The 26,757-nt window shown below is 69.4% G+C and carries 21 protein-coding genes; 8 read left to right on the top strand and 13 right to left on the bottom strand.

The window, feature by feature from the left end:
• Positions 1 to 258: 258 nt before the first annotated feature.
• Positions 259 to 1,293: an aspartate-semialdehyde dehydrogenase gene (locus ASF53_RS02605; RefSeq protein ID WP_056193270.1), complete on the top strand. Its 1,035-nt coding sequence runs from the start codon at positions 259 to 261 to the stop codon at positions 1,291 to 1,293.
• A gap of 191 nt (positions 1,294 to 1,484) precedes the next feature.
• Here the strand turns inward: ASF53_RS02605 and ASF53_RS02600 are convergent, their stop codons facing one another.
• A complete protein-coding gene (locus tag ASF53_RS02600) occupies positions 1,485 to 2,141 on the bottom strand; it encodes a CatB-related O-acetyltransferase (protein WP_056193267.1) in 657 nt (218 codons plus the stop codon).
• A gap of 265 nt (positions 2,142 to 2,406) precedes the next feature.
• Here ASF53_RS02600 and rimP point away from each other — a divergent pair, with 265 nt between their 5' ends.
• The 7 genes from rimP (at position 2,407) to ASF53_RS02565 (ending at position 12,329) form a co-directional block, all read left to right on the top strand.
• Complete coding sequence (rimP, locus tag ASF53_RS02595) at positions 2,407 to 3,162, top strand: ribosome maturation factor RimP (protein WP_056193264.1); 756 nt, start codon at positions 2,407 to 2,409, stop codon at positions 3,160 to 3,162.
• A 111-nt stretch (positions 3,163 to 3,273) separates the two neighbouring features.
• Entirely contained in the window at positions 3,274 to 4,911 is a 1,638-nt protein-coding gene (gene nusA / locus ASF53_RS02590; RefSeq protein WP_056193261.1) for a transcription termination factor NusA, read from the top strand.
• A 29-nt stretch (positions 4,912 to 4,940) separates the two neighbouring features.
• Positions 4,941 to 5,684, top strand: a complete 744-nt coding sequence (locus tag ASF53_RS02585; protein WP_056193258.1) for an RNA-binding protein — start codon at positions 4,941 to 4,943, stop codon at positions 5,682 to 5,684.
• Between the two features lie 64 nt (positions 5,685 to 5,748).
• The gene (infB, locus tag ASF53_RS02580) at positions 5,749 to 8,718 is read left to right on the top strand and encodes a translation initiation factor IF-2 (protein ID WP_056193254.1); all 2,970 of its coding nucleotides are present in this window, start codon (positions 5,749 to 5,751) and stop codon (positions 8,716 to 8,718) included.
• Positions 8,719 to 8,820: 102 nt separating this feature from the next.
• A complete protein-coding gene (gene rbfA, locus ASF53_RS02575) occupies positions 8,821 to 9,258 on the top strand; it encodes a 30S ribosome-binding factor RbfA (protein ID WP_056193251.1) in 438 nt (145 codons plus the stop codon).
• A 207-nt stretch (positions 9,259 to 9,465) separates the two neighbouring features.
• The gene (gene truB / locus ASF53_RS02570) at positions 9,466 to 10,491 is read left to right on the top strand and encodes a tRNA pseudouridine(55) synthase TruB (RefSeq protein WP_056193248.1); all 1,026 of its coding nucleotides are present in this window, start codon (positions 9,466 to 9,468) and stop codon (positions 10,489 to 10,491) included.
• Positions 10,492 to 10,649: 158 nt separating this feature from the next.
• Positions 10,650 to 12,329, top strand: a complete 1,680-nt coding sequence (locus ASF53_RS02565; protein ID WP_056193245.1) for a methyl-accepting chemotaxis protein — start codon at positions 10,650 to 10,652, stop codon at positions 12,327 to 12,329.
• Between the two features lie 69 nt (positions 12,330 to 12,398).
• Here ASF53_RS02565 and ASF53_RS02560 read toward each other — a convergent pair whose 3' ends face one another.
• The 12 genes from ASF53_RS02560 to ASF53_RS02505 all read right to left on the bottom strand — a co-directional run bounded on the left by ASF53_RS02560 (position 12,399) and on the right by ASF53_RS02505 (position 26,753).
• A complete protein-coding gene (locus tag ASF53_RS02560) occupies positions 12,399 to 13,574 on the bottom strand; it encodes a M20 aminoacylase family protein (RefSeq protein WP_056193242.1) in 1,176 nt (391 codons plus the stop codon).
• A gap of 109 nt (positions 13,575 to 13,683) precedes the next feature.
• Positions 13,684 to 14,115, bottom strand: a complete 432-nt coding sequence (gene cueR / locus ASF53_RS02555; protein WP_056193239.1) for a Cu(I)-responsive transcriptional regulator — start codon at positions 14,113 to 14,115, stop codon at positions 13,684 to 13,686.
• Positions 14,112 to 16,610 carry a heavy metal translocating P-type ATPase gene (locus ASF53_RS02550; protein ID WP_056193237.1) on the bottom strand — a complete coding sequence of 833 codons (2,499 nt, stop codon included), beginning with the start codon at positions 16,608 to 16,610 and terminating at the stop codon, positions 14,112 to 14,114. The genes cueR and ASF53_RS02550 overlap by 4 nt, the downstream gene beginning before the upstream one ends.
• Positions 16,611 to 16,775: 165 nt before the next feature.
• Positions 16,776 to 18,068, bottom strand: coding sequence for an ATP-binding protein (locus ASF53_RS02545; RefSeq protein WP_056193234.1), 1,293 nt, complete (start codon positions 18,066 to 18,068; stop codon positions 16,776 to 16,778).
• Positions 18,069 to 18,091: 23 nt separating this feature from the next.
• The gene (locus ASF53_RS02540) at positions 18,092 to 19,123 is read right to left on the bottom strand and encodes a lysylphosphatidylglycerol synthase domain-containing protein (protein ID WP_056193231.1); all 1,032 of its coding nucleotides are present in this window, start codon (positions 19,121 to 19,123) and stop codon (positions 18,092 to 18,094) included.
• Between the two features lie 211 nt (positions 19,124 to 19,334).
• Positions 19,335 to 19,961: a uracil-DNA glycosylase gene (locus ASF53_RS02535; RefSeq protein ID WP_056193228.1), complete on the bottom strand. Its 627-nt coding sequence runs from the start codon at positions 19,959 to 19,961 to the stop codon at positions 19,335 to 19,337.
• Positions 19,945 to 20,706: a PIG-L deacetylase family protein gene (locus ASF53_RS02530; RefSeq protein WP_056193226.1), complete on the bottom strand. Its 762-nt coding sequence runs from the start codon at positions 20,704 to 20,706 to the stop codon at positions 19,945 to 19,947. The genes ASF53_RS02535 and ASF53_RS02530 overlap by 17 nt, the downstream gene beginning before the upstream one ends.
• On the bottom strand, positions 20,703 to 21,941 hold the full coding sequence (locus ASF53_RS02525; RefSeq protein ID WP_056193223.1) for a glycosyltransferase family 4 protein: 1,239 nt from the start codon (positions 21,939 to 21,941) through the stop codon (positions 20,703 to 20,705). The genes ASF53_RS02530 and ASF53_RS02525 overlap by 4 nt, the downstream gene beginning before the upstream one ends.
• Complete coding sequence (locus tag ASF53_RS02520) at positions 21,938 to 22,831, bottom strand: sugar phosphate isomerase/epimerase family protein (protein ID WP_056193221.1); 894 nt, start codon at positions 22,829 to 22,831, stop codon at positions 21,938 to 21,940. The genes ASF53_RS02525 and ASF53_RS02520 overlap by 4 nt, the downstream gene beginning before the upstream one ends.
• Entirely contained in the window at positions 22,828 to 24,447 is a 1,620-nt protein-coding gene (locus ASF53_RS02515) for a YcaO-like family protein (protein ID WP_056193218.1), read from the bottom strand. Before ASF53_RS02515 ends, ASF53_RS02520 begins: the two co-directional genes overlap by 4 nt.
• Before the next feature lie 96 nt (positions 24,448 to 24,543).
• The gene (locus ASF53_RS02510) at positions 24,544 to 25,572 is read right to left on the bottom strand and encodes a Gfo/Idh/MocA family protein (RefSeq protein ID WP_056193216.1); all 1,029 of its coding nucleotides are present in this window, start codon (positions 25,570 to 25,572) and stop codon (positions 24,544 to 24,546) included.
• Complete coding sequence (locus ASF53_RS02505; protein ID WP_056193211.1) at positions 25,572 to 26,753, bottom strand: class I SAM-dependent methyltransferase; 1,182 nt, start codon at positions 26,751 to 26,753, stop codon at positions 25,572 to 25,574. The genes ASF53_RS02510 and ASF53_RS02505 overlap by 1 nt, the downstream gene beginning before the upstream one ends.
• Positions 26,754 to 26,757 lie beyond the last annotated feature (4 nt).

Raw genomic sequence — 26,757 nt, 5'->3', positions numbered from 1 at the left:
TCCTCGTCCGATGGTGAATCCCGGGTTGCCGCGCGCCTCGTCCTGTCACGTCTGCACGGCTGCGGTCGGCACGCGCCTCTTGACAGGTGAGCACGCCGGGCATCTTGCTCCGGATGCTTTGAGAACCCACCTCGACCAATCGGGGCGGGTTCTCCAGCCTATGGAATCTTCCCGAACCAAGGGTCCGAGCGGTGCGTCCGCCGGCGACGGGAAGAGGCGGTCCGGTGTCATCCGGCCCGCGCAGCGGAGTTTGGTCAGATGGGTTACAAGGTCGCCGTCGTCGGAGCCACGGGCAATGTGGGCCGCGAGATTCTCGACATCCTGGCCGAGCGCGCCTTCCCGGCCGACGAGGTCGTGGCGCTGGCCTCCAGCCGGAGCCTAGGCCAGGAAGTCTCTTTCGGCGACAAGATTCTCAAGGTCAAAACCCTCGACACCTACGACTTCTCCGACACCGACATCTGCCTGATGTCGGCCGGCGGTGAGACGTCGAAGGAGTGGAGCCCGCGCATCGGTAGCCAAGGCTGCGTGGTGATCGATAACTCGTCCGCGTTCCGCTACGACGCCGACGTGCCGCTGATCGTGCCGGAGGTGAATGCCGACGCGGTCGTGGGCTTCTCCAAGCGCAACATCATCGCCAACCCGAACTGCTCGACCGCGCAGCTCGTCGTCGCGCTCAAGCCGCTGCATGAGGCGGCCACCATCAAGCGCGTCGTGGTCTCGACCTATCAGTCCGTGTCCGGCGCCGGGAAGGAGGCGATGGACGAGCTGTTCAGCCAGACCCGCGCCGTCTTCACCGCCGGCGAGGTGGTGACGAAGAAGTTCACCAAGCGGATCGCCTTCAACGTCATCCCCCACATCGATGTGTTCATGGAGGATGGCTACACGAAGGAAGAGTGGAAGATGGTCGCCGAGACCAAGAAGATGCTCGATCCCAAGATCAAGCTCACGGCGACCGCAGTGCGCGTGCCGGTCTTCATCGGCCATGCCGAGTCGGTGAATGTCGAGTTCGAGCGCCCGCTCTCGCCGGAGCAGGCGACCGAGATCCTGCGCGCGGCGCCCGGCGTGCTCGTGATCGATAAGCGCGAGAACGGTGGCTACATCACCCCGCACGAGGCGGCGGGCGAGGATGCCACCTACATCTCCCGCATCCGCGAGGACGCCACGATCGAAAACGGCCTGAACTTCTGGTGCGTCTCGGACAACCTGCGCAAGGGCGCTGCGCTCAACGCGGTGCAGATCGCCGAGGTGCTGGTGAACCGCAAGCTGCTGAACAAGGCCAAGCAGGCCGCCTGAGTCGGCTCAACGCCCTGATCATCGGAAAGCGCCGTCCCTGACCGGGGCGGCGTTTTCGTTTGGGCCATCGTCTCGCGGATGATTTTCCCACGCTGATCGGAAGCGCTCGGATGTCGAAGGCGGCCATGCCCTCATTCCGGAAGGTCCCGCGCGTCCTCTTGCTGCTGGCTTAGCGCGCTGTCGCTGGTGCCCTATAGCGCCACCGAGGCCACCGCTTCGAGCGCGGCGATGTCGCCGCCGCTGATCAGTGGGAGGTGAGCGGTGATCCGGTCCACCGGCCAATCCCACCACGCCACGGCCTGAAGGCGTGCGGCCTCCTCTTCCGAGAATCGGCGGCGGACGATTCGCGCGGGGTTGCCGGCGACGATGGCGTAGGGCGGCACGTCGGCGGTGACGACGGCATGGGCCGCGACCACCGCGCCGTCGCCGATGGTGACGCCCGGCATCACGGTGCTGCGAAAGCCGAGCCAGACATCGTTGCCGATCACGGTGTCGCCTCGGCTCGGAAAATCGAGTTCCCCTGCGAAGCGACCGATCCAGTCGCCGCCGAAGATCGGGAAGGGATAGGTCGAGAGGCCGTCGAGGCGGTGATTGCCGCCATTCATCAGGAAGCGCGTCTCCGCGGCGATGGCGCAGAACTTCCCGATCACCAGCCGGTCGCCGAGAAAGGCGAAGTGGTAGAGAATCGCATTGAGAAAGGCCTGTGGGCCTGCCGGATCATCGTAATACGTGTAGGCGCCGACCTCGACATTCTCCGGCAGGTCGAGGTTGCGGATGAAGGTGACGCGGCTGTGCCCGGCCATCGGGTGCAGAGCCTCCGGATCCGGTCCGATCAGGGTTGCCGGCATGGTGCCTCTCCTCTCGCGTGCGGTCGCGCCGGTGTTGCAGCCGGTGATGGCCGGAGCGCGGCATCCGGAACGGGAGATCGCGCCTCGAAGTGCTTGAATTCGCCACGCAGCGGGGTTAAGTCACGGCTCAACATTTCTGGTGCAGTCGATAGGCTGCTTGCGGGAGTGGGCCCCCCGGGGTCCGCTCTTTTTTATTTTCGCGGGCACCTCCAGCGCTGGATTTGCCAAGCTTAACCCCCGATCGAGACCTTCGGAAAACGACAGCATGGCGGAGCCTACCGAGAAACGTCTTGTCAGCGAGACCGGCGTCGCCGCGCGCGTCGCCCAGATCGTCGAGGGACCGATCGAGGGCCTCGGCTTCCGGCTGGTCCGGGTGAAGGTCTCGAACACCAACGGCCGCACCCTGCAGATCATGGCCGAGCGGCCGGATGGCACGATGGGCGTCGATGAATGCGAGGCGGTGAGCCGCGCAATCTCGCCGATCCTCGATCTCGAGGATCCGGTCGGCGGCGCCTACTATCTCGAAGTCTCCTCGCCGGGCATCGACCGGCCCCTGGTCCGCGTGTCCGATTTCGAGCGCTGGGCCGGTTACGAGGCCAAGGTCGAGCTTGCCGTGCCGATGGACGGGCGCAAGCGCTTCCGCGGCATCATCGGGGTTCCAAGCGCGGACGGTACCACGGTGCCGATCGACCTGCCCGACGTGAAGCCCGGCCTTCCGAACCGCATAGACGTGCCGCTGCGCGATCTCGGCGAGGCACATCTCATCCTCACGGACGAGCTGATTCGCGAATCACTCCGCCGTGGCTCGGCCCCGCCGCAGGACGGCGAGGGAATCGACGAGGAAGAGGGTGCGGAAGCCGAGGACGAGGCGCCGCAGGTTCGCTTCATCCCGCAGCCGAAGCGGCCCAAGCCCAAGGCGGACAAGAAGGCCGACAAGCCGGTGAAGGCGAAGAAGCCCAAGCCCGGTGGCGGCATCGTCACGAAGGCCGCCCGCCTCAAGAACCGCGACACGCTTCACTGATCCCGCGGCATCGCTTTGGGCGGCCAGCTCCGGCGCCGTCGCGATGCAGAGGACCCTGAGAGTAAGTCCGCTCTCGCAGCGGAAGACACGACCGAAGAAGGACCAGACCCCATGGCTGTCGTCAGCGCCAATCGGCTCGAACTCCTGCAGATCGCCGAGGCCGTGGCCCGCGAAAAGGTGATCGACCGCCAGATCGTCATCGAAGCGATGGAAGAGGCGATCGCGAAGGCGGCCCGCTCCCGCTACGGCGCCGAGACCGACGTCCACGCCGAGATCGACACGAAGAGCGGCGCGCTGCGCCTGTCCCGCCACCTCCTCGTGGTCGAGCAGGTCGAGAACGACGCCCGCGAGATCACCCTCGATCAGGCCCGCCGCTACAATCCCGGCGCCCTCATCGGCGACGTGATCTCCGATACCCTGCCGCCCTTCGATTTCGGACGCGTCGCGGCGCAGTCGGCCAAGCAGGTCATCGTCCAGAAGGTCCGCGACGCCGAGCGCGCCCGCCAGTACGACGAGTACAAGGACCGCATCGGCGAGATCCTCAACGGCGTGGTCAAGCGCGTCGAGTACGGCAACGTCATCGTCGATCTCGGCCGCGGCGAGGGCATCGTCCGCCGCGACGAGATGATCCCGCGCGAAACCTTCCGCCCCGGCGACCGTATCCGCGCCTACCTGTTCGACGTGCGCTCCGAGGTGCGTGGGCCGCAGATCTTCCTGTCGCGCTCGCACCCGCAATTCATGGCCAAGCTGTTCGGCCAGGAAGTGCCGGAGATCTATGACGGCATCGTCGAGGTGAAGGCGGTGGCCCGCGATCCGGGCTCGCGCGCCAAGATCGCCGTCATCTCCCGCGATTCCTCGATCGACCCGGTCGGCGCCTGCGTCGGTATGCGTGGCTCCCGCGTCCAGGCGGTGGTCGGCGAGCTTCAGGGCGAGAAGATCGACATCATTCCGTGGTCGGAGGATCAGGCGACCTTCATCGTCAACGCGCTGCAGCCGGCCGAGGTCGTGAAGGTGGTGCTCGACGAGGAGGCCGACCGCATCGAGGTGGTGGTGCCCGACGATCAGCTCTCGCTGGCCATCGGCCGCCGCGGCCAGAACGTGCGTCTCGCCTCGCAGCTCACCGGCTGGGACATCGACATCCTGACCGAGGCCGAGGAATCCGAGCGGCGCCAGAAGGAGTTCGCGGAGCGGACCCAGGCGTTCATGGAAGCGCTCGACGTGGACGAGACCGTCGGTCAGTTGCTGGCCGCCGAAGGCTTCCGCAACGTCGAGGAAATCGCCTTCGTCGATGTCGCCGAACTCTCCAACATCCAGGGCCTCGACGAAGAGACCGGTGCCGAAATCCAGGCCCGCGCCCAGGACTACCTCGCCCGCATCGAGCAGGAGCAGGACGACCGCCGCCGCGAACTCGGTGTCGAGGACGAACTGCGCGACATCGACGGCATCACCACCGCGATGATGGTGGCGCTCGGCGAGAACGAGGTGAAGACCGTCGAAGACCTCGCCGGTTGCGCCACCGACGATCTCGTCGGCTACACCGAGGGCCGTGGCCCCGAGGCCGTGCGCCATGCCGGCTATCTCGACGGGTTCGAGCTGTCGCGGGCCGAGGCCGAGGCGCTGATCATGGCCGCCCGTCTGAAGGCCGGCTGGATCGACGCGCTGCCGGAGCCGGAGGGTGAGGCCGCCGAGGGCGAGGCGCTCGAAGGCGAGACGACCGAGGAAGCGACGGCCGAGCCGCAGCAGGCTTGAGCCAGAGGGACGGAGACACGGTGCAGGATATGATCGCGCAGGGGGGCACGGACGGCGAATCGGCCGAGACCGGCCTGGATCTCGACCGTGGCCCGGGCCGCGGCCGGGAGCCTGTGCGCACCTGCATCGTCACCCGTAAGGCGCAATCGCCCGCGGCGATGATCCGCTTCGTGCTCGGGCCGGACGCCACGGTGGTGCCGGATCTGCGGGCACGTCTGCCGGGTCGCGGGGCGTGGGTGACCGCGACGCGCGCGACGATCGAAGCGGCGGTCAAGCGCCGTGCCTTCAACCGCGCCTTCAAGTCGAATGAGGCGAAGGTCCCGTCGGATCTCGCCGATCAGGTTACCGAGGTTCTGCGCACCGATCTGCGCCAGGCTCTCGCCATGGCCAACAAGGCCGGTTGCGTCGTGACCGGCTTCGGCAAGGTCGAGTCGGCGATTCTCGGAGCGGTCGGCGTCGCGGCGGTGATTCATGCCAGCGATGCGGCTCCGGACGGCCGGCGCAAGCTCGCGGCTGCCTTGCGGCGGCGCTACGGCGATGCCATATCGGTTATTCCCGTTGTCGATGACCTGTCCAACACCGAATTGGACATGGCATTGGGCCGGGATCATGTGATACACGCTGCCCTTATCGCGGGAGCCGGCACTACCGGCTATCTCGCGCGTTGGCGTCGGTTCCGCACCTTCGAGGGTATGGCGTCGGCGTCTGAAGAGGACGCCCCGCTTGCCGCTGGCGCGACCGCCTTCGATTCGCACGACGACGAATTGACATGACACTCGGCCGGGCATGCCCGCCGCCGGCCGATGGGACGATGGAAACCCTCAGGGTTCAGACTGAATGAGCGATACGAACAATCCGGGTGACAAGACGCAGACCAGAGCCCCCTCGAAGCCGTTGACGGTCAAGCGTCCGGTCGAGCAGGGAACGGTCCGTCAGAGCTTCTCCCACGGGCGGTCGAAGTCCGTCGTGGTCGAGACGGTGAAGCGGCGTACGATCGGCGCCGCGCCCGGAGCGGTCGCGCCCCGTGAGCCCGTCGCCGCGCCTCCGCCGCGTCCTGCCTCCGTGGCGCCCGCGCCGACGCCGGCCGCGCGTCCGGCCGGCCGAAGCGCCTCTGGCGTCGTGCTGCGCACCCTGAGCGAGCAGGAGCGGGATGCCCGCGCTGCCGCCCTGGCCGATGCGCAGCGTCGCGAGGCCGAGGCCCGCGCCCGTGCCGAGGCAGAGATCCAGGCCCGGCGCGACCGTGAGGAAGCCGAGCGCCGCGAGCGTGAGGCGGCCGAGGCACGCCGTCGCGAAGAGGATGAGCGCCGCCGCCAGGAGGATGAACTCCGCCGCAAGGCCGCCGAGGATTCGCGTCGCCGCGCCGAGGAAGAGGCTGCGCGCGTCGCCGCCCTCCCTGCTGCCGAGGCGCCCCCCGCCGCTGCCGCCACCGCGGCACCGGAGCCGGTTGCTGCCGCTGCGCCCTCCCCGGCCGCAGCAGCCCCGGCTGCGCGTCCGACCCCCGCGCCTGCGCGTCCCGCTGCTGCTCCGTCGGCCGCGCGTCCGAGCGGTGCGGCTCAGCGTCCGGCCGCAGCCGGCGCCCGTCCCGGTGTTCGTCCGACTCCGTCGGCTGCCCGTCCGGCTGCGCCGCAGCCGCCGGCCGAGCCGCGTCGGACCATCACGGCCGATATCAAGAAGCCGCGCGACCTGAACTTCATGGCGCGTCCGGCCCCGGCACCGGAGCCTGAGAAGGCGCCGAGCCCGACCACCGCCGCCCGCCCGGCGGGTCCGGGTGCCGCCGCGCGTCCCACCGGTCGTCCCGGCGCCGCCGCGGCCGAGGAGGAATCGGATACCAAGCGGGTGATTCGTCGCCCCGGTATGCCGCTCAAGATCATTACGCCGCCCAAGACGCCGAAATCGCCGGGCGGCGACCGTAACCGTGGCCGCCTCACCATCGCCAACGCAACTGCGGGCGAGGAAGAGCGCACTCGTTCCGTAGCCTCCTTCCGCCGCCGCCAGCAGCGGATGAGCGGACACCGGCACGAGGAGCCCAAGGAGAAAATCGTCCGCGACGTGACAATTCCAGAGACGATCACCATCCAAGAACTCGCCAACCGCATGTCGGAACGTGCGGTGGACGTCATCCGTCTGCTGATGAAGCAGGGCCAGATCCACAAGATCACCGATGTGATCGACTCGGATACGGCTCAGCTCATCGCCGAGGAGATGGGCCATACGGTCCGCCGCGTCGCCGAGTCGGACGTCGAAGAGGGTCTGACCTCCGACGAGCCGGATCTGGAGGAGGATCTGGATCCGCGTCCGCCGGTCGTCACGATCATGGGTCACGTCGATCACGGCAAGACCTCGCTGCTCGACGCGATCCGTGCGGCCAACGTGGTCGAGGGTGAGGCCGGCGGCATCACCCAGCATATCGGTGCCTATCAGGTGGCGGCGCCCTCGGGCGACCTCGTGACCTTCATCGACACCCCCGGCCACGCGGCCTTCACCTCCATGCGCGCCCGTGGCGCCAAGGTGACGGATATCGTCGTGATCGTGGTGGCGGCCGATGACGGCGTGATGCCCCAGACCGTCGAGGCGATTCAGCACGCCAAGGCGGCGGGCGTCCCGATGATCATCGCCATCAACAAGATCGATAAGCCCGATGCGAACCCGCAGCGGGTGCGCACCGAGCTGCTGCAGCACGACATCCAAGTGGAGTCGATGGGCGGTGAGACCCTCGAATTCGAGGTGTCCGCCAAGACCGGCGACGGTCTGCCCGAGCTTCTCGAGGGTCTCCAGCTTCAGGCCGAAATCCTAAACCTGCGCGCCAATGAGAAGCGCGACGGTGAGGGCACCGTGATCGAAGCTCAGCTCGACCGTGGTCGCGGCCCCGTCGCCACCGTGCTCGTGCAGCGCGGCACGCTGTTCACCGGCGACATCGTCGTCGCCGGCGCCGAGTGGGGCCGCATCCGCGCCCTCATCGACGATACCGGCAAGCACGTGCCCTATGCCGGCCCCTCGGTTCCGGTCGAGGTGCTCGGCTTCAACGGGACGCCGGATGCCGGCGACCGCGTGATCGTGGTGCCGAACGAGGCCCGCGCCCGCGAGGTCACCGAGTACCGTGCTCGCATCAAGCGCGAGCGCCTGAACGCCCGCACCGGCGGTGCCAACCGCTCGCTCGTCGACATGATGCGCGAGGCCAAGGAAGGCGCGAACCGCAAGGAACTGCCGATCATCATCAAGGGTGACGTGCAGGGTTCGGTCGAGGCCATCAACGGCGCTCTTACGGCGCTCGGCAACGACGAGGTCGGTGTTCGCATCCTGCTTTCGGGCGTGGGCGGCATCACCGAGTCGGACATCACGCTCGCCAACGCCTCGACGGCGGTGGTGATCGGCTTCAACGTGCGTGCCCACAAAGAAGCCCGCAACGCGGCCGAGCGCGACGGCACCGAAATCCGCTACTACAGCATCATCTACGACCTCGTGGACGACATCAAAGCCACGCTGTCGGGCATGCTGCCGCCGACGCTTCGCGAGGAGCGTCTCGGCGAGGCGCAGATCCTGCAGATCTTCGACGTGTCGAAGGTCGGCAAGATTGCCGGTTGCCGGGTCATGGAGGGTGTGGTCCAGCGTGGCGCCCATGTCCGCCTGCTGCGCAACGACGTGGTGATCCACGAGGGCAAGCTGTCCCAGCTCAAGCGCCTCAAGGACGACGCCAAGGAAGTCACGGCCGGCTACGAATGCGGTATGTCCTTCCAGAACTACCAGGACATGCGCGTGGGCGATTTCATCGAGTGCTTCAACGTCGAGGAAATCAAGCGCACGCTCTGAGCGGCCCTCCCCTACCGCTCTTCCTTACGGGGCCGCGGCGAAAGCTGCGGCCCCCTTTGTTTCCAGGCACCCGCCTGATGGTTCAGCGACGTCGATCAGCCGATGGCCCAAAAGCAGACTCCCTCCGGTCCCACGCAGCGCCAGCAGCGCGTGGCCGAACTCATTCGCCACGCTCTGGCCGAAGTGCTGCAGCGTCGTGACATTCAGGTTCCGGTGCTCGACTCGCATGTCGTCACCGTTCCCGAGGTTCGGATGTCGCCGGACCTCAAGCTGGCCACCGCCTATGTCATGCCGCTCGGCGGCCAGGACGAGGCCCCGGTGATTGCCGCCCTCGAGCGGCACAAGAAGATCCTCCGCCAGGAAGTGGCCCGGCGGGTGAACCTGAAATTCGCGCCCGACTTGCGTTTCCGGCGGGACGAGACCTTCGACGAGGCGGCTCGCATCGATCAGATCCTGCGGAGCGAGAAGGTCCAGCGGGATCTGGAAAGTGCGCCTCGCGAGGACGACGAGGGCGAACCGGATTCGCCCTCGCGCGATTGATCTCTATCCGGGCGGCTGCTGTTGCGTCGCCCCCTCACCCAACGGGCCGCGTGACGGCCCCCTGATGGGCTGAGCCGCTCAAGAGCCTCGTCCTGGATATCGGATCCGGGACGATGCTCTCCGCTTTTGTTTTTGCATCGTTTTTTCCGACAGCCGGTGGCCACCTGTCTGGACGATGCTCTGGAAAACCCGTCGATCGAGGACAGAATGCAAGACGACATTTCTTCCGAACGCGCCGGTGACGCGCCGCAGGAGCCGCGCGGCGACATGCGCCGGGATGGACCGCCGCGGGGCGGACGCCGCCCTCAGCGCGGCCGTCCGCGCCATGACCGGCCGAAGAAGAACGACGTGAGCGGCTGGGTGGTGCTCGACAAGGGTGTCGGCATCACCTCGACCCAGGCCGTGGCGGTAGTGAAACGCCTGTTCAACGCCAAGAAGGCGGGCCATGCCGGCACGCTCGATCCGCTGGCGTCGGGCATCCTGCCGATCGCTCTCGGCGAAGCGACGAAGACGGTGCCGTTCGTGATGGACGGCCGCAAGGCCTACCGCTTCGAGGTGACCTGGGGTGTCGAGACCGACACCGACGATGCCGAGGGGCGCCCGGTGGAGACCTCCGACGTCCGTCCGACCCGCGAGGCGCTCGAAGCGGCTCTGCCGGCCTTCGTCGGCGAGATCGAGCAGGTGCCGCCGCGCTACTCCGCCATCAAGATTCAGGGCGAGCGCGCCTATGACCTCGCCCGCGACGGCGAGGTGGTGGAACTGGTGGCCCGCGCCGTGCGCATCGACCACCTCTCGGTGATCGAGCACCGGGGCGACCGCACCGTGCTCGCGGCGGAATGCGGCAAGGGCACCTACGTTCGTGCGCTGGCTCGCGATCTGGGGCGGGTGCTCGGCTGCTACGGTCACGTCTCGGCCTTGCGGCGCACCCGCGTCGGCCCCTTCGAGGAAGCCGCCGCCTGCAGCGTTGCCGCGCTGGAAGAGAGCACCGAGATGCATCTCCACGCGGTCGAGATGGCTCTGGACGAGGTTCCCTCGGTGGCGGTCAGCCGCGATATGGGGCTTCGCCTGATGCGCGGTCAGCCGGTGATTCTGCGCGGGCAGGATGCGCCGATCGGCGGCAAGGCCTACGCGACCTGCGGCGGCGTGCTCGTCGCCGTCGGCGATGTCGAACGCGGCGAACTGGTGCCGCACCGGGTGTTTCACTTGGGCGGAACGGCGGCCCCGAGAAACTGATCGATCGGCTCGCGTCATCGATCCAGCGATTCACTCTAAAAGTAAGTGCATACAGCCTCTTCGTCGGTTTCCATCGAGAATAGCCGGCTCCATTTAACTTGTGAGCAAATGCACTCTCCCTAGAAGCCCGTCGACTCTACGGATCGGCGGGCTTTTTCATGCGCGTATCTCTGGGCTTCAAACTGGCGGTGGTCGTCGGGCTCCTCGGCCTCGTCGGAGCGGGCATCTCGGCTTTCGCCTTGCGGCAGGCGTCGCAGGAGCAGACCCGCGCCGCGCTCACCGAATCGTTCTGGAATGCCGGGCTCCAGGCCCGAGGCCTAGCGCAGGCGATCGAGCACGCCGTCGTCCAGGCCACCGCGGTCTACACGGCATCCGACACCGACGAGGCCAAGGCGCGGCTTGCCGCGCTTCAGACGGCGCTCGGTGACGTGGAAGCGGGGCGCGGGCCGTTCCTGTCCGCGATGGAAGGGCATTTGCCGCCGCAGAAGCGGCGCCGGCTCGACCTCGCGGTGAAGGAGTTCATCGCCTACCAGACCGAGACCGCCGAACTCGGTCTCGCGGTCTCGCCGCGCGCCGCCCTGATCCAGGCGAGCGACGAGGCGACGGTGAAGAACCGCGAGCGCATGGTGGTGGAAATCTCGGCCCTGGGGCGCGACGTGCTCGCGCGCCTCGACGGACAGCGGGAGGCGGCGGCGCGTGCGCAGCACCAGGCCTTCGTCACGCTCATCGCGGCCCCGGCCGCGGCCCTCATCCTGGCCCTGCTCGCGGCGGTCTGGATCATCCGAACGCAGATCCAGCGCCCGCTCCACCGGCTGAAAGCCACCATGCAGGTGCTCGCCGACGACCGGCTCGACGAGACGGTGCCGTTCACCGCGCGCCGCGACGAAATCGGCGAGATGGCCGGCACCATCGCCCGCTTCCAGGCGGCGCTGATCGAGAAGCGTCGGCTCGACGATGCGGCCCGCGAGCGGCTGTCGCAGGACAGCGCCCGCTGCATGCGCCTCGCCGCAGCGACGCAGGATTTCGAGAACGAGACCCGGCGGGCGGTGGCCGATCTCACGGGCTCGGCGCAGGCGATGCGCATTGCCGCCGACCGCCTCAGCGAGACGGCGGGCGACACCACCCAGCGCGCGGCGGAGGTCGCGTGCGCCTCGGATCAGTCGGCGGGCGTGGTGGACAGCATCGCGGGCGCGGCCGAGGAACTCTCAGGCTCGGCCCGGAGCATCGGCGAGCGCGTCCGCCACGCCAGCCGCATCGCCGAAACGGCGCTCACCGATGCCCGCGGGCTGGAGACGACGGTGGTGACCCTGTCGCGCGCTGTGGACGAAGTCGGCGCGGTGGTCACGCTGATTCGCACGGTGGCCGAACAGACCAACCTTCTGGCCCTGAACGCCACGATCGAAGCCGCCCGCGCGGGCGAGGCCGGTCGCGGCTTCGCGGTGGTGGCCGGCGAGGTGAAGGCGCTCGCCGGCCAGACCGCCATGGCGACCGACCGGATTGCGGCCCAGATCGCGGCGATCCAGCAGGCGGCGGGCGGCACGGGCGGTGCCATCGAGGAGATCGGGCAAACGATCGCGCAGCTCAGCCTCATCGCCGCGGAGGTCGCGGTGGCGGCCGAGCAGCAGGGGCAGGCCAGCCACGAAATCGCGTGCGCCATCGCCGGGGCCGCAGCGGATGCCCGCACGGTGTCGCTGAGCATCGCGGAAGTCCGCGCCGCGGCCGTCTCCAACGAGGAGTGTTCCGACGACGTCCGCTCCGGGGCCGAGCGGGTCGGTGATGGCAGCGCCGCGCTTCAACGTGCGATCGGGACGTTCCTGAAGCGGGTGCATGCCGCCTGAGGCATCCGCTCCGTCGCGGCCACCGCAGGAGGCGCGCTTCACCGGGCGCGCGGCTTGCTGCCCTCAGAGCTACCGTTCTTGCGCTGGCAGCCCCGTCTCGATGATCCGTGCCCAGAGCGAGGCGCCGTAGGGGATGGCGGCGTCGCTGAAATCGTATTCCGGGTGGTGGAGGCCGGCGGAGGGGCCGTTGCCCATGAAGATGTAGGCGCCGGGCCGATGGGCCAGCATGTAGGAGAAATCCTCAGCCGCCATCATCGGGGCCACGTCCCGCTCCACCCGATCCTGGCCCACGACCTGCGCGGCGACATCGGCCATGAAGTCGGTCTCGGCCGGATGGTTCTCGGTCGCCGGGTAGCCGCTGGCGAAATCGATGTTCGCGCGGGCGCCGAAGGCCAGGGCGACGTTCTCCGCGATGGCCGCGAGCCGTTCGCGCATCAGGTCGCGGACAGCTGGCGTCAGCGCCCGCATGGTGCCGCGCAGCTCCGCCGTCTGCGGCAGCACGTTGAACGCCTCGCCCGCATCGACCGCGCAAACGGAGACCACCGCCGAATCGAGCGGATCGATGTTGCGGGCAACGATGGATTGCAGGGTGACGACGATGTGGCTCCCGACCAGCACCGTATCGACCGCCGCCTGCGGCAGGGCCGCGTGCCCGCCCCGGCCCTCGATCCAAATCGTGAAACGGTCGGTGGAGGCCATGATCGGGCCCGGACGGATCGCGAAGGTGCCGAGCGGCTGGCCGGGGACGTTGTGCAGGCCGTAGACCGACTCGACGCCGAAGCGCTCCATCATCCCATCCTGCACCATCGCCTCGCCGCCGCCGCCGCCCTCCTCGGCCGGCTGGAAGATCAGCACGGCGCGGCCATCGAAATCGCGGGTCTCGGCGAGGTATTTCGCGGCGCCGAGCAGCATGGCGGTGTGCCCGTCATGGCCGCAGGCGTGCATCTTGCCCGGCGCGATCGAGCGGTAGGGAAGGTCGCGGATCTCCTGGATCGGCAAGGCGTCCATGTCGGCGCGCAGGCCGATCGCGCGGTTGGAGCCGTGCGCCCGCCCGCGGATCACCCCGACGACGCCGGTGCGGCCGATGCCGGTGACGACCTCATCGCAGCCGAAAGCGCGCAGCTTGTCCGCCACGAAACCGGCGGTGCGGTGGACGTCGTATTGGAGCTCCGGATGGGCGTGGAGATCGTGCCGCCAAGCGGTGATCTCCTCCGACAGATCGGCGATGCGGTCGATGACGGGCATGGATCCAACCTTTCCGGTGGGTTCCAGCAAGCAGAAGGCCAAGACGGGGTCAACGGCCAAGCCTCAGGCCGATCACACGAAAGCGGTGGCCCTCGCAGTCATCCTCGCCTCATTCGCCGACGCTCGCCTCCGCGAGTTCAGGCCCCGCTCCGCCCGCCAGATCATCGAGGATCGGGCAATCCGGCCGGTCGTCGCCGCAGCAGCGCTCGGCCAGATGTTCGAGGGTGCGGGCCATCGCCTCCAATTCGCCGATGCGGCGGCGCAGGTCGGCGACATGGTCGAGCGCCACAGCCTTGACCGCCCCGCTGGCGCGGGAGCGGTCGTGCCAGAGGGCCAGGAGGTCGGCGATCTCCCGCATCGAGAAGCCGAGGTCGCGGGCGCGGCGCACGAAACGCAGGGCGTGCAGGTCGGGCTCGCTGTAGACGCGGTAGCCGGCGGCGGTCCGTCCCGCGGGGCCGAGCAGACCCGTCTCCTCGTAGTAGCGGATCATCTTGGCCGAGACACCGGTGGCGCGGGCCGCCTCGCCGATGGTGACGCTCATGCCGCGCCCCCCGCTCGCCTGAGACGCAGCGCGTTGCCGACGACGAAGACGCTGGAGAGGGCCATCGCCCCGGCCGCGAGCACCGGCGAAAGCTGCGGTCCGCCGAAGGCCGCGAGCCCCCCAGCGGCGACGGGAATCAGCGCCGCATTGTAGGCAAAGGCCCAGAACAGGTTCTGGCGGATGTTCGCGAGCGTCGCCCGCGACAGGACCACCGCCTCGACCAGCCCGGTGAGCGCACCGGACATCAGCACGACGTCGGCGCTCTCCACGGCGATGTCGGTGCCTGTGCCGATGGCGATGCCGATCTCGGCCTCGGCCAGAGCCGGCGCGTCGTTGATGCCGTCGCCGACGAAGGCGACCGGGCCGTGGGCCTCGCGCAAGCGGCGCAGAGCCGCGACCTTGCCCTCGGGCAGCACCTCGGCCTCGATTTCGGTGATGCCGAGCGAGCGGGCGACCGCCTCGGCGGTGGCGCGGGCATCCCCCGTCAGCATCGCCACGGTGAGGCCGCGGGCACGCAGGGCATCGAGGGCCGCCCGCGCCTCCGGCTTGACCGGATCGGCCACCGCGACGAGGGCCGCGAGCCGGCCATCCAAAGCGGCGAAGATCGGGCTCTTCCCATCTTCAGCAAGACGAGCCGCCTCGCTTTCGAGCGCCCCGGTCGCAATGCCGAGCCGTTCCATGTAGCGGCGATTGCCGAGCGCCACCGCCCGGTCTTCGACGCGGGCCGAGACGCCATGGCCCGGCACCGCCTCGAACGCCTCGGCCTCGGGCAGAGCACCGGCCTCCCGCGCCGCCGTCGCGATGGCGCGGGCGACCGGATGCTCGGAGCGTGCCTCGACGGCGCCCGCAAGCGCGAGCACGCTCTCCCGGGTGAAGCCGGGCGCGGTCACGAGATCGGTCAGGCGCGGGCGGCCCTCGGTCAGCGTGCCGGTCTTGTCGAGGGCGATCACGTGGGCGTCCCGCAGCGCTTGGAGCGCGGCGCCCTGGCGGAACAGCACGCCCCGCTCCGCCGCCCGGCCGGTGCCGACCATGATCGAGACCGGCGTCGCCAGCCCCATGGCGCAGGGGCAGGCGATGATGAGCACGGAAATCCCGGCGACCAGAGCATGGCCGAGCGCCGGCGCAGGCCCGAAAGCGAGCCAAGCGAAGAAGGTCAGCACGGCGATGGCGATGACGGCGGGCACGAACCAGAGCGTGACCCGGTCCACCAGCGCCTGGATCGGCAGCTTGCCACCTTGCGCCTCCTCGACCATCCGCACGATCTGCGCCAGCGCGGTGTCGGCGCCGATGCGGTCCACGGTGAAGTCGAAGCTGCCGGTGGTGTTGAGGGTGCCGCCGACGACGCGGGCGCCTCTGCCCTTTTCCACCGGCACCGGCTCGCCGGTGATCATGCTCTCATCGACGAAGGAGGTGCCCGACGCGACGAGGCCGTCCGCCGGCACGCGCTCGCCGGGGCGGACACGCACCCGGTCGCCGATCCTGAGAGCGGAGGCCGCCACCTCGCGCTCGGCCGAGCCCTCGACCCGCCGCGCCGTCTTGGGCGAGAGGTCGATCAGCCGCGCGATCGCCGCGCCGGCCCGGCCCTTGGCGCGGGCCTCCAGGGTGCGCCCGAGCAGGATCAGCGTGACGATGAGGACGCTCGCCTCGAAGTAGAGATGCGCCGACCCGTCCGGCAGCCACGACGGGGCGGCGGTCGAGACCAGCGAGAAGAGGTAAGCCGCGCCGGCGCCCAGGGCCACGAGGGCGTTCATGTCGGGATGGCCGCGCAGCAGGTTCGGCACGCCAACCCGGAAGAAGCGCCGGCCGGGCCCGGCCAGCACCAGGGTCGCGAGCACCGCCTGCATCCAGGCGAATCCGCCTGCGCCGAGCACACCCGTCACCGCATGGTGGAAGCCCGGCAGCAGATGGCTTCCCATGTCGAGGACGACGACCGGGGCGGACAGCACCGCGGCAACGATCAGGTCGCGGCGGAGCGCGGCCGCCTCGCGCTCCTGCCGATCGGCGTGCGAGGCATCCGCTGCGCCGCCGAGCGTATGCGGCTCGTAGCCGGCCTGTCGCACCGCCGCCTCGACATCGCTCACGGAGACAGTGCCGGCGGCGTGGTGCAACTCCGCCCGGCCCGTGGCGAGATTCACGTTCGCCGAGACCGCGCCGGGAAGCGCCATCAGGGCACGCTCCACGCGTCCGACACAGGAGGCGCAGCTCATCCCCTCGACGGTAACGGCAGTCACGGATTCCGGCACGTCGTAGCCGCCCTCGCGGATCGCCTCGACCGCCCGCGAGGGCGGCATGCCGTCCGGCAGGGCGAGGCTGGCGCGGCCGGTGGCGAGATTGACGGCGACATCGCTCACGCCGGGCAGCGCGCGGAGCGACCGCTCGACGCGTCCGACGCAGGAGGCGCAGCTCATCCCCTCCACTGGCAGAGTCAGGCGGGACGGCCTCTCCGCACCGGCGGGCGCGGGCGGCATGGTGTGGGGTTCGAGGATCGTTTCCATGCCCCCTCAAATGGTCCTTCCCATCATGGGAAGGTCAAGGGGTGGGCCGGGCGTTTTTGGCCGGCACGTCTCGCGGATCGAGCGATGTCCACCCACCGGGACCGCATCAAACGAGTTTTCCCGGCCAACGGGGCCGATTGCATACCGTTCCCGTGGGGTCGTCTGCTAATCCCGTACGGGCATCTCGTCCGGCATCGTGTTCTCGGTATCGGGCCGATGCTCCGGCAGGCTGACCCGCACCGTGGTGCCCTGCCCCGGTTCGCTCTCGATGATGAGCTTGCCCCGGTGGCGGTTGAGCGTGTGCTTGACGATGGCGAGCCCGAGCCCGGTCCCGCCCTGCTCCCGGCTCGAGGCCGTGTCGACCCGGTAGAAGCGCTCGGTCAGCCGCGGGATATGCTCGGCCGCAATGCCGGGCCCCTCATCGCGCACCCGCAGCTCGATTCGGGCCCCGCGCCCGTCCAAACCCTCGACGCGGTGGAGCGACACGACGACCACGCCGCCGCTGCCGCCATACTTCACCGCGTTCTCCACGAGATTCTCGATGACGCGCAGTAGCTCGTCGCGATCCCCGAGGACGGGGAGCGGGATCTCGGGCCGCTCGACGCTCAGCGTGACACCGCGTTTGAGTGCGAGCGGCGCCTGCATGTCGACCATCTGACGGGCGATGCGGCCGAGATCGACCATCCGGGTCGGCACGACGTGCTCGCGCAGCTCGATGCGCGAGAGCGAGAGCAGGTCGTCGATCAGCCCGGTCATGCGCTGGGCCTGGGTGCGCATGATGCCGAGGAACTGCTCGCGGGCGCGGGCATCGTCTCGGGCGGGACCCTGAAGGGTTTCGATGAAACCGAGAAGGGCGGCGAGCGGCGTGCGCAGTTCGTGGCTGGCATTGGCGACGAAATCGACCCGCATCGCTTCCAGGCGGCGTGCCTCGGTGAGGTCGCGCAGGAACAGCACAACGTTCGCTTCGCCGCCGCCGGGCATGTCGGACATCGGCAGGGCGCCGATCTGCACCTCGAAGGTGCGCTCGGTCGGCACACGGGTCGCGTACTCGGTCCGCACGGCCGAGCCGGTGCGCAGCACTTCCTCGATGCCGTCGAGCACGTCGGGCGCGCGCAGGGAGAAGGAGAGCGGATGGCGCAGCTTCAGCCCCGGCAGCAGCCGCCGGGCGGCCGGGTTGGCCTCCATCACCACCACCCGGCGATCGACCAGGATGACGGGGTCGGGGATGTTCGCCAGCAGCGCCTCGGCGATGGTGTGGCGGCGCGGTGGGCCCGCCTCGGACTGCTGGAGAGCCGGCCCCTGCCTACGGCGCCCGATGAGCCCGCCGATGAAAAGAGCAAGGCTGGCGGAGACGATCAGGGCGGCATCAACCGTGCCACCGATCGCTTCCGCGAAAACAATCACGGCCACGGCCAGGGTGACGCCGAGCCACAGAGGGCGGGCCGGATTGCTCAGCATGTCGGGCTAGATGACCGGCCGGATCACGGGTCGTTCGCGGCCGCCCGGCGCCGCAAACGCTGCATCGCCTCGTAGATTCCGAGCATCACCAAGGCGAGGGCGAAGGGAACGAGGTAGTAGCAGACCCGGAACAGCAGCAGCGAGCCGAGCACCGACTCGCGCGGCAGGTAGGACAAAGCGAGCAGGATCGTAGCTTCGAACACGCCGATGCCGCCCGGCGCGTTGGAGGCGATGCCGAGCATCGCGGCGAGCACGTAGATCGCCAGGAAGGTCGTGAAGGGGAGGTTCAGGCCCTCGGGCATCAGCATGTAGAGCACGGCCGCCGCCGCGCAGACATCGCCGATGCCGACCACCATCTGGCTGAACGACACCGTGGCGCCCGGCAATTCGAGCTGCCAATGGCGCACCTTGATGTAGCGCCGCTTGACCGAGACCCAGGCGAGATAGCCGAGCACCAGCCCGAGCGTACCGAATCCGAGGATCTGATTGAGGCGCGCGGTGGTGTTGACGCCGATGCTCTTGAAGGTGAGGCTCGCGAGCTGGCCCGCCTCGATGATGAGGCTGAAGCCGAGCACCACCCCCATGCCGAGCCAGAAGGTGAAGCCGGCGATCACCGTCAGCGCGGCGATCTTGGCCGCCGACAACCCGCGCTTCGAGTAGATCCAGTAGCGGATCGTCGCCGCGGTGATGAGCGGGAAGCCGAGGGTGAAGCTCACGGCGTAGCTCGTGAAGGAGGCGAGCGCCGTGATGCGGTAGGGCAGCTTGATCCGAAGCTGGCGCAGGGCGAGCGCGTCGTAGCAGGTCAAGAACAAGTAGCTGACCGCCACGAACAGGAAGGCTTCGCTGAGCTGTGTCGCCGCCACCGCCGTGAAGGCCGCCTGCAGCTCGGCCCAACTGATCTCGGCCGAGAGCTTCCACAGAACGCCGAGCGAGGAAACGATGAGGATAAGGCTGGCGATCGTGCCGATCCAGGCATAGCGCCCGCGCTTCGATGCCTGCTTCGATCCGGCATCAGCCTCGCGGTCCGCGTCGGCCGCCTCGGCCTCCGTGACCATCCTGTGCTTCCCGGCAGGTTTCATGTGAGAACGGGGTCCGCCTCCGCTGGTCGACCGCAGGGTGTATTCGGCGCGGATCGTCCCGGGCGGTGTCGGTCCCGAACCGCCCAGGCGGCATTTAGGGGCTTCGACCGCCAAAGGCCAGCGAAGGGCCGCCAGCATGGGGAAGCCCTGCACCGGGAATGCGGCCGAAATCACTTCATTCCGACCGTCATGGCGCCGCAGCCAGATGCGCGGCCGCCTGTGCCAGCCCCGCCAGGATGCGCTCGCGCACAGCGGGCGCGGTGCAGACATAGGTCGGGCTCGGGTGGGGAATCGCCACCATCGGCAGTTCCGGTCGCAAGGCGGAGAGCGGCGCCGACGCCGCGCGCGCGAAGCGCCCGGCCGGGACGACCACGGCAAGCCGCGGCAGGAGCGCGAGCAGCGGGGCGAAGTATGGCGCGGCGGCGGCAGCTTCCGATCGGCGGGGCGCGCGGTTGAGGGCACCGGGCGCATGGATGACCCAGGGCACGGCGTTCCAGATCAGCGTGTCGCGCCGCGCGATCCCGGCCTCGGCGAGGAAGCGGAACAGGTTGGCGGCGGTGCCGGTCGGATTGTCGCGGGAGACGAACCCCGTGCGGCCAATCGAGGGGCCCGGCGTCTCGAGAAGCAGGAGCAGCCGCGCCCCCACGCCGCCATCGAGCGGATCGGGATCGGGTACGGCGGCGCCCCGCTCGGCGGCGATGGCTTGGGCGAAGGCGCGCAGGGGCCGGACATGCGGCGCGTCGGCCATCGCCCGGCGCGCGTCGAGGCAGGTGGAATCGCGCAGGCTCTTCGGCGCGTCAGGCGAAGCCGGCATCGCGCAGATCGGCCGGCACCCGGCCCTGCAAGCGGAAGCGTTCAACGCCGTCCTCGGCGGCGAGCCGCGTGCGCAAGCCCTCGACCCCGCCGAACTGGAAGCCGATCTGCGACCCATAGGCGGCGCAGGCTTCCGCCTTGCGGTGCTCGGCCTCCGAATCGAGGCACACCACCTGCTCGGGCCAAGGCGCGAAGATCGCCCGCAGCGGCTCTTTCGGCTCGGCGCTGCGCACCGTGTAGGGGAAGTCGCGCCACCACAGCACCGGCAGGGGCGGCTGCGCGGCGCGGAAGGCGCGCACGACCTGAACGTGATCGACATGGCCGCCGACCGCCTGCGGCGCGAGGATCAGGTCGGGCCGGGTATCAGCCACCAACCGCTCGAAGGCGTCGGCGAGGTTGGCGCCGATCCGGTCGTCGGGGTGAAGCGCGGCGAACAATTCGGGTGCCGACGCATAGCCGCGATGCGGCGCCTCCCGGAACGGCAGGTGGACCGGCTCGTCGATGCCGAGCGCACGGGCCGCCGCCCGATCCTCCTCGCGGCGCAGGGCCATGTAATCGACCTCCGGCGCCAGCCCCTTATCGAGCTGGCACGCCAGGGCGAAGCCGCCTGGATCCCTCACCGAGGCCGTGAAGATCGTCGCCATGACGACCTGCCAGCCCTGCGCGGCCAGCCGCGCCAGCGTGCCGCCGGCCGAGAAAACCGCATCGTCGAGATGCGGCGAGATGGCGAGTGCGGTGCGCGTCACAGCAGGTGCGGTTCCTTGCGGAAGCGGCAATCGGCGTCGATCGGCAGCGTGTCCGGGACATCCGTGTGCGGGCGCTCCCCGGCGACCTGCGCATAGACATCCATGATCTGCCGGCCGACAGCGGTCCAGGAATAGACCCGGCGGCACTCCTCCAATCCGGCCTCGGCGAGACGCTGGCGCAAATCGTCGTCCTCCAGAACCCGACGAAGGGCGGCGGTGAGCGCCCGCACGTCACCGGGATTGACCAGCAGGCCGTTCTCTTCGTCCCGCAGGCAATCCGAGACGCCGACGGAGTGGGTCGAGACCACCGCGAGCCCAGCGGCCATCGCCTCCAGAATCGTGTTCGAGAAGCCCTCCGCGTAGGTCGGCGAAACGAAGACGTCGGCCTCGCGGTAGAGGTCCGGCACGGTGTCGTAGTCGGCGTAACCGGTGAAGCGGACCTGGGCCGAGGTGAAGCCGATGGCGTCCGCTTTCGCGCGGGCGGAGTCGACATCCGGCCCGATGCCGGAGATCGTCGCGTCGAATGGCACGCCGGCCTCCCAAAGCCGCTCCAGGGCGTCGAGGAAATCGAGCACGCCTTTCCGGCGGTCGACCCGGCCGTGGTAGAGCAGCCGCACCGGCTCCTCATCCTCGCGCTCGGCCTGAAAACGCTCGCCGGGGGTGAAGCGGGCGGTATCGACGGCGCCGGGGACGATGGTGAAGCGAGTGGGATCGGAGCCGAGCCGGTCGCAGACCTCTTTCAGGAAGGATTGCCCGCCGATCAGCAGGGCGTTGGCATGGGCCAGCACCTCGACCATCGCGCGGCGATGCGTCTCGCAGCAGGAGCCGACCCAGTGGCCGTCGCCGCCCTGGATCGAGACGATTGTCGGCACGCCGAGACGCTTGCCGGCGAGCAACACCGCCCAGCCGGTCGGGTAGCCGTATTGCGCATGCAGCACGTCGAACGGCTTCCTGGCGTGCTCGGCGCAGATCGTCGCGACGATCTCATCGATGTCGCGCTCGAAATCCCCGCCCTCCTGCTCGCCCTTCTGTTCGAGGCCGATGACGTGGACGCCGGGCACGGCGGGCGGCGGGCCGCCGCCATAGACCCGCGTACCGAATTCGTCGCCGCGATATTGCGAGATCATCGTCACGTCGTGGCCGGCCCCCGCCACCTCGCGCAGGAGGTTCTGCGCATAGACGCTCATGCCGGAGATCGCCGGAAAGTAGCGGCGGCTGACGAAACAGATTCTCATGACGTGGGCAGCCCAGGCATCGTGGCTTCGCGCCGTGTGGTGTCCGGCATGGGAAGGCCGGGGCCGGGACGGCGGCAGGTACGGAGATAATCGAGGGATTGGCCGACCATCACGTCGGCGCGGTGCGACTCGCGCGAAAGCTCCACGCAGACGAGCTTCCTGAACCCGATCGCATCAAGGGCGTCGAGAACGGCAGGTACGTCCATGTCACCCTCGCCGAAGGGCAGGTGGATATGCTCGCCCCGCTTCATGTCCTCGATCGCCACCGTGCCGAGGCGCGGGGCGAATTCGTGTACGGCCGCAGCCGGATCGCGCTCCCCCGTGACGAGGCAGTGGCCGGTATCGAGGGCGAGCGACAGGCCCGGCAGGTCGATCGCGGCAAAGTCGTCGAGCGTCTCGATCAGCATGCCGGGTTCGGGTTCGAGGGCGGCAACGACGCCCTTCTCGGCGGCGAAGTCGGAGACCTCGCGCAGACCCTCGATCAGCCATCCCCGCGCCTCGTCATGGTCCACCCCCGGCTTCGGCACGCCGGCCCAGAACGAGACGGCCTCGGCGTTGAGGATCTTTCCGATCTCGATCGCCCGCTTGAGGAAGCCGACGCGCCGTGCCCGGCCCGACGCGTCGGCGGTGACGAGTGTCGGCTCGTGCTTGGCGGTGGGGTCGAGCAGGAAGCGGGCGCCGGTCTCGATCACCGAACCGAGTTCGAGCCGGTTCAGAAGGCTGGCGATGCGATCGGCCTCGATCACCCAATTCTCGGCGAAGGGGTCGAGATGATGGATGTCGAGGGTGAGCGCGACGCCGTCATAGCCCGCATCCTTGATGAGGCGGATCGCATCCTCGATGCGGTGGTTGGCGGTGCCGTTGGTGTTGTAGGCGAATCGCAGGCTCATGCCGGCCTCCGCTCGGCCCGGCGGCCCTGGCGCTCATAGCGGAACGGCGCGTGGTGCGATTCCGGCTCGCGATAGAGCGGGTAATGCGAGCCGACGATCTGCTCGGCCAAGGCCACGTCGAAGAGCGGCTGGCCGCCGAAGCGCTCGATCGCCTCAGGCGTCAGGCGGACCGGCAGCAGCGTATCGGTCGGCGTGCCGAAGCGGATCAGCGGATGGTCGCGATCGATCAGCTTCTTCGTGTTGCGCTCGCCGATCCGGTAGTAGCTCATGGTCTCGACTTCGAGCCCCGGCACGATCGCCTTGACCACGCCGATCCCGCCGCCGGGCGGCGTGCAATCGACATACAGCACATCGAAGCCCGCTTCCTCCAGCCGGTCGCGGGCGATCTTTCCGCGGGCGTGCCCGTCCGGAGCCGGTGTCGTCGGCAGATCGGAGAATGCCTTGGTGCTGCGCTCGGAATAGACCGTGCCGCTCAGAACCTGACGCAGTTCGGCCGAGGAGAGGTCGAGCCAGGCGAGCATGGCCTGAAGCGCGCGGCTCTCCTCCAGGTCGAGGCTCGGCAATGCCTTCTGGATGAAGGATTCGACATAGCCGGGCGGCGCCACGGTGTCGGCGAGCGCCAGCGGCCCATGGCCGAATGTCTTGCGGACCCGCGCAGCCTGGAACTCCAACAGGGCCTTGCGCAGCGCCCGCTCGCGATCCGGATCGCAGGCCTCGCCGCAGGCCGAGAGCGCGATCGGCGCCGGTGTGCGGGCCGGGTCCACGTCGTAGCCGACGACGTAGAGATTGGTGAGGCCGAACTGGTCGGTGGCGAATTTCGGCAGCGCCCGGATGCCGAGGCCCTCCAGCCGGTCGAGCATGCCGCGCGTCTCGGGGCCGATCCCGTCGAGGTCGAGCATCACGCCCTGGTCGAGGGCCCGAAACAGCAGGCCGTTGCCGTCGCGCTGGAGCAGTTCGAGCAGGCCGTGGCCGAGCGCGAAGTTCACGTCCGGCCCGGCGCCGAGGCCGTTGGTGATGAGGTTGGTGAAGGGCTGATAGCCCTCGCGCAGCTCGAAATAGTCGGTCGCGGCGATATCGAGCGGCATCCACACCGCCTCGCCGGTGCGGGCGCGGACCGCCTTGGTCCAGTCGAGCGGCGTCTCGCGGCCCACGGACGAGCCGGCGGGCAGGCACAGGGTCAGCGGATCGGCGACGGAGGATGCGCCGTAGACGCGCACGAGGTCGGTGTAGGAGACGGCCGCTTGGTTGTCGCCCTTGCGCGGCAGCAGGGCGACGGACGGCATCAGGTTCTCGGCGATCTCGGCCACGGCGCCGATCAAGGCCTCGTCGTCGGTGGCGCCGTAGCCGATGCCCGACGGCATGGCGCCGACATAGAACGGATCATCGAGAAAGAGCGCCACGAACCAGACGGGGATGCCGGTGCGATCGAGCCCCGCCAGATTGAAGCCGACGACCCGGCCCTCGGGCAGGATGTCGAGATAGGCCTTCACGACGTCGGGCAGACGCGCGGGCAGCCCCTCGATCCGGCGCGGGGCGCCGCGGCGATAGGGGCGCGGCGCCGCCAGATTCGGGTGGTGGGCGCGGTCGTCCCGGTCGAGGGCGTCGGTCGCTGTCATTTCCGTTCCATCAGCAGCGGCGGACCGTCCTATCTCCAACCCTGAACCTCAGGATGAGGGCGAGGATGGGATCGTACGGTCTCCTCCCAAATCTCGTCAGGCCGCGTCGCGGCCGGCCGGTTTGCCCGCCGCCGCATAGGCGCGGGCGATCAGGCGCATGGTGTGCAGGTCGCGCTCGGCGTCCCAGGCGGCGCGTTCGGTCGGTTCGCGCAGGGCGCGGCCGAATGCGCGCACCTGTTCGAGGAAGGGCGAGGCCGTCTGGTCGAAGGCGACGTCCTCGACCCGGCCATCCGCGCCGTTCGTGAAGATGACGGTGCCGCCCGCGGTCTGGCCCATCGTGTCGGTCGCGGTCAGCATCCCACTCGTGCCGACCACTTCCAGCCGGCGGCGCGGCAGGGCGTCGGGGCAGTTGTAGGCGACGTTGAGCTGGGCGAGCGCCCCCGAACCGGTGCGGCCGATCAGCAGAGCGCCGTCATCGACGGCATAGTCCTGCGCGCGGGCCTGGGTCATGGCCGCAATCTCGGCGAGCGGCTCGCCGAGCAGGAAATCCACGAGGTCGATTCCGTGCGGCGCGAGGTCGATCAGCGCGCCGCCCCCCGCCTGGGCCGGGTCGATGCGCCAATTGTCCTGGCCCCGGAACGACGCCCAGGCCCGATCGAGCCAGCAGGCATAGACGATGCGCACCGCCGTCACCGTGCCGAGCCGGCCCGCGCGGATCAGGTCGCGCATGGCACGGTGGCCGGGATGGTGGCGCTGGTCGAAGGCGGTGCCGTAGAAGGCGCCGGACGTGCGCACCGCCGCCGCCATCGCTTCCGCGTCGGCGAGGGAAGCGGCCATCGGCTTCTCGCACAGAACCGCCTTGCCGGCGGCACAGAGCGCTTCGACGGCGCCGCGATGGAGATGGTTCGGCGTGGCGACATAGACCGCCTCGACCTCGGGCTCGGCAATCAGCCCGGCAAGGTCGGCATGCGCCCGCGCGCCCTCGGCTTCCGCCGCCGCGCGCGACGCCGCGCCGGGATCGGCGACGGCGATCAGGCGGTGCCCCGCGGCGCGGATGCCCGGCGCCATGTAGTCGCGGGCGACCCAGCCATAGCCGACGATGCCCCAGCCGACGCTTCCCACCATCACCAGCGCTCCGGCAGATCGACATATTCGCGGCGGCGTACCCGCGCAGCGTCCGACGTGTTGGGCTTGCCGTTCCAGTCGATGGCCTCCGGGCCGTCCGAATGCAGCGGATAGGTCGCCTGGGCCGCGTACTCGGCCTCGTAGCGCTCAGACGGCCAGCGAATGGCAAAGCCGCCCTCGTCGGGCACGTAGAGCGGGTTGAGGTGCAGCGCGGCGTCCGCCGGCGGGAGCGTGATGCCGTCGACGATCGCTCGTGGCGCCGGGCGCATTCCGGGCCCGGCCACCACCGAGAACGCCTCGCAGCTGCGAAGGTCGCGCGGTTCGCGGGGCTGCGGCGCGCGGGCCTCCACCAGGGCGCGGGTCAGTTCGGCATCGTCGTAGACGAGGCCGTCCGGGAACAGCTCCTCGATTTCGGCCGACGAGATTGCCTTGCCGGCCGAGAAGCCCGGCCGTCCGCTGTTGTGGATGTGACTGAGCGCGAGCCAGCCCTCCTCCCCGGCGGTCTGCCTGAGGCAGGACAGGATGCCGGGCTTGTCGTCGAGGAAGTAGAAGGCGTCGTTGCAGATCACGAGATCGACCGGCGCCTCGGGGATCGGCCAATGCGGCGATGACGCGTCGAAACAGACGAGCTGCGCCTTCTCGCCGACCACCCAGTGCCGGGCGACCCAGAGCTTGGCGAAGACCACGTCCGCGCCTGCGACCTTGACGCCGCGGCGCTTCAATTCGCGCAGGTAGTGGCCGATGCCGCAAGCGAGTTCGAAGGCGCAGACCGGGCCGTTCCAGTGCGCTTCCAGCAGGCTTAGGCCCGCCAGGAAGGTCGGGTCGGTCCAGCGGTTAACGAAATAGTCGCCGACGCGGCCCCAGCCGAGCCAATCCACCGCCTGCCGCAGGGAGGCGGTCTTCCGCTCCCGCACCAGACGGCGCAACGCCTCCGGGTCGGCCGCCGGACCGGTCCACCAATCGTCCTGGTCGGCCAGCAGGAGGACCAGTGCGTCCTCCACCCGGTCGGCGTCGAGATGGTCGAGCACCGCCGCGACGAGGCTGTCGCGGCCGGTGCGGAGATAGGGGATGCCGTCGATGACGGGCCAGCGGACTCCGGTCTCGGCGTCGCGCAGGGCATGCGCACCGTCGGCCTTGAGCCTGTGGCCGGTCTCCGGCGAAAGGAGATCGAAAGGGATCATGAGC

The organism is Methylobacterium sp. Leaf123 (genome assembly GCF_001423405.1).
GTDB lineage: Bacteria > Pseudomonadota > Alphaproteobacteria > Rhizobiales > Beijerinckiaceae > Methylobacterium.
This window is presented reverse-complemented; position numbering and strand designations above follow the sequence as displayed.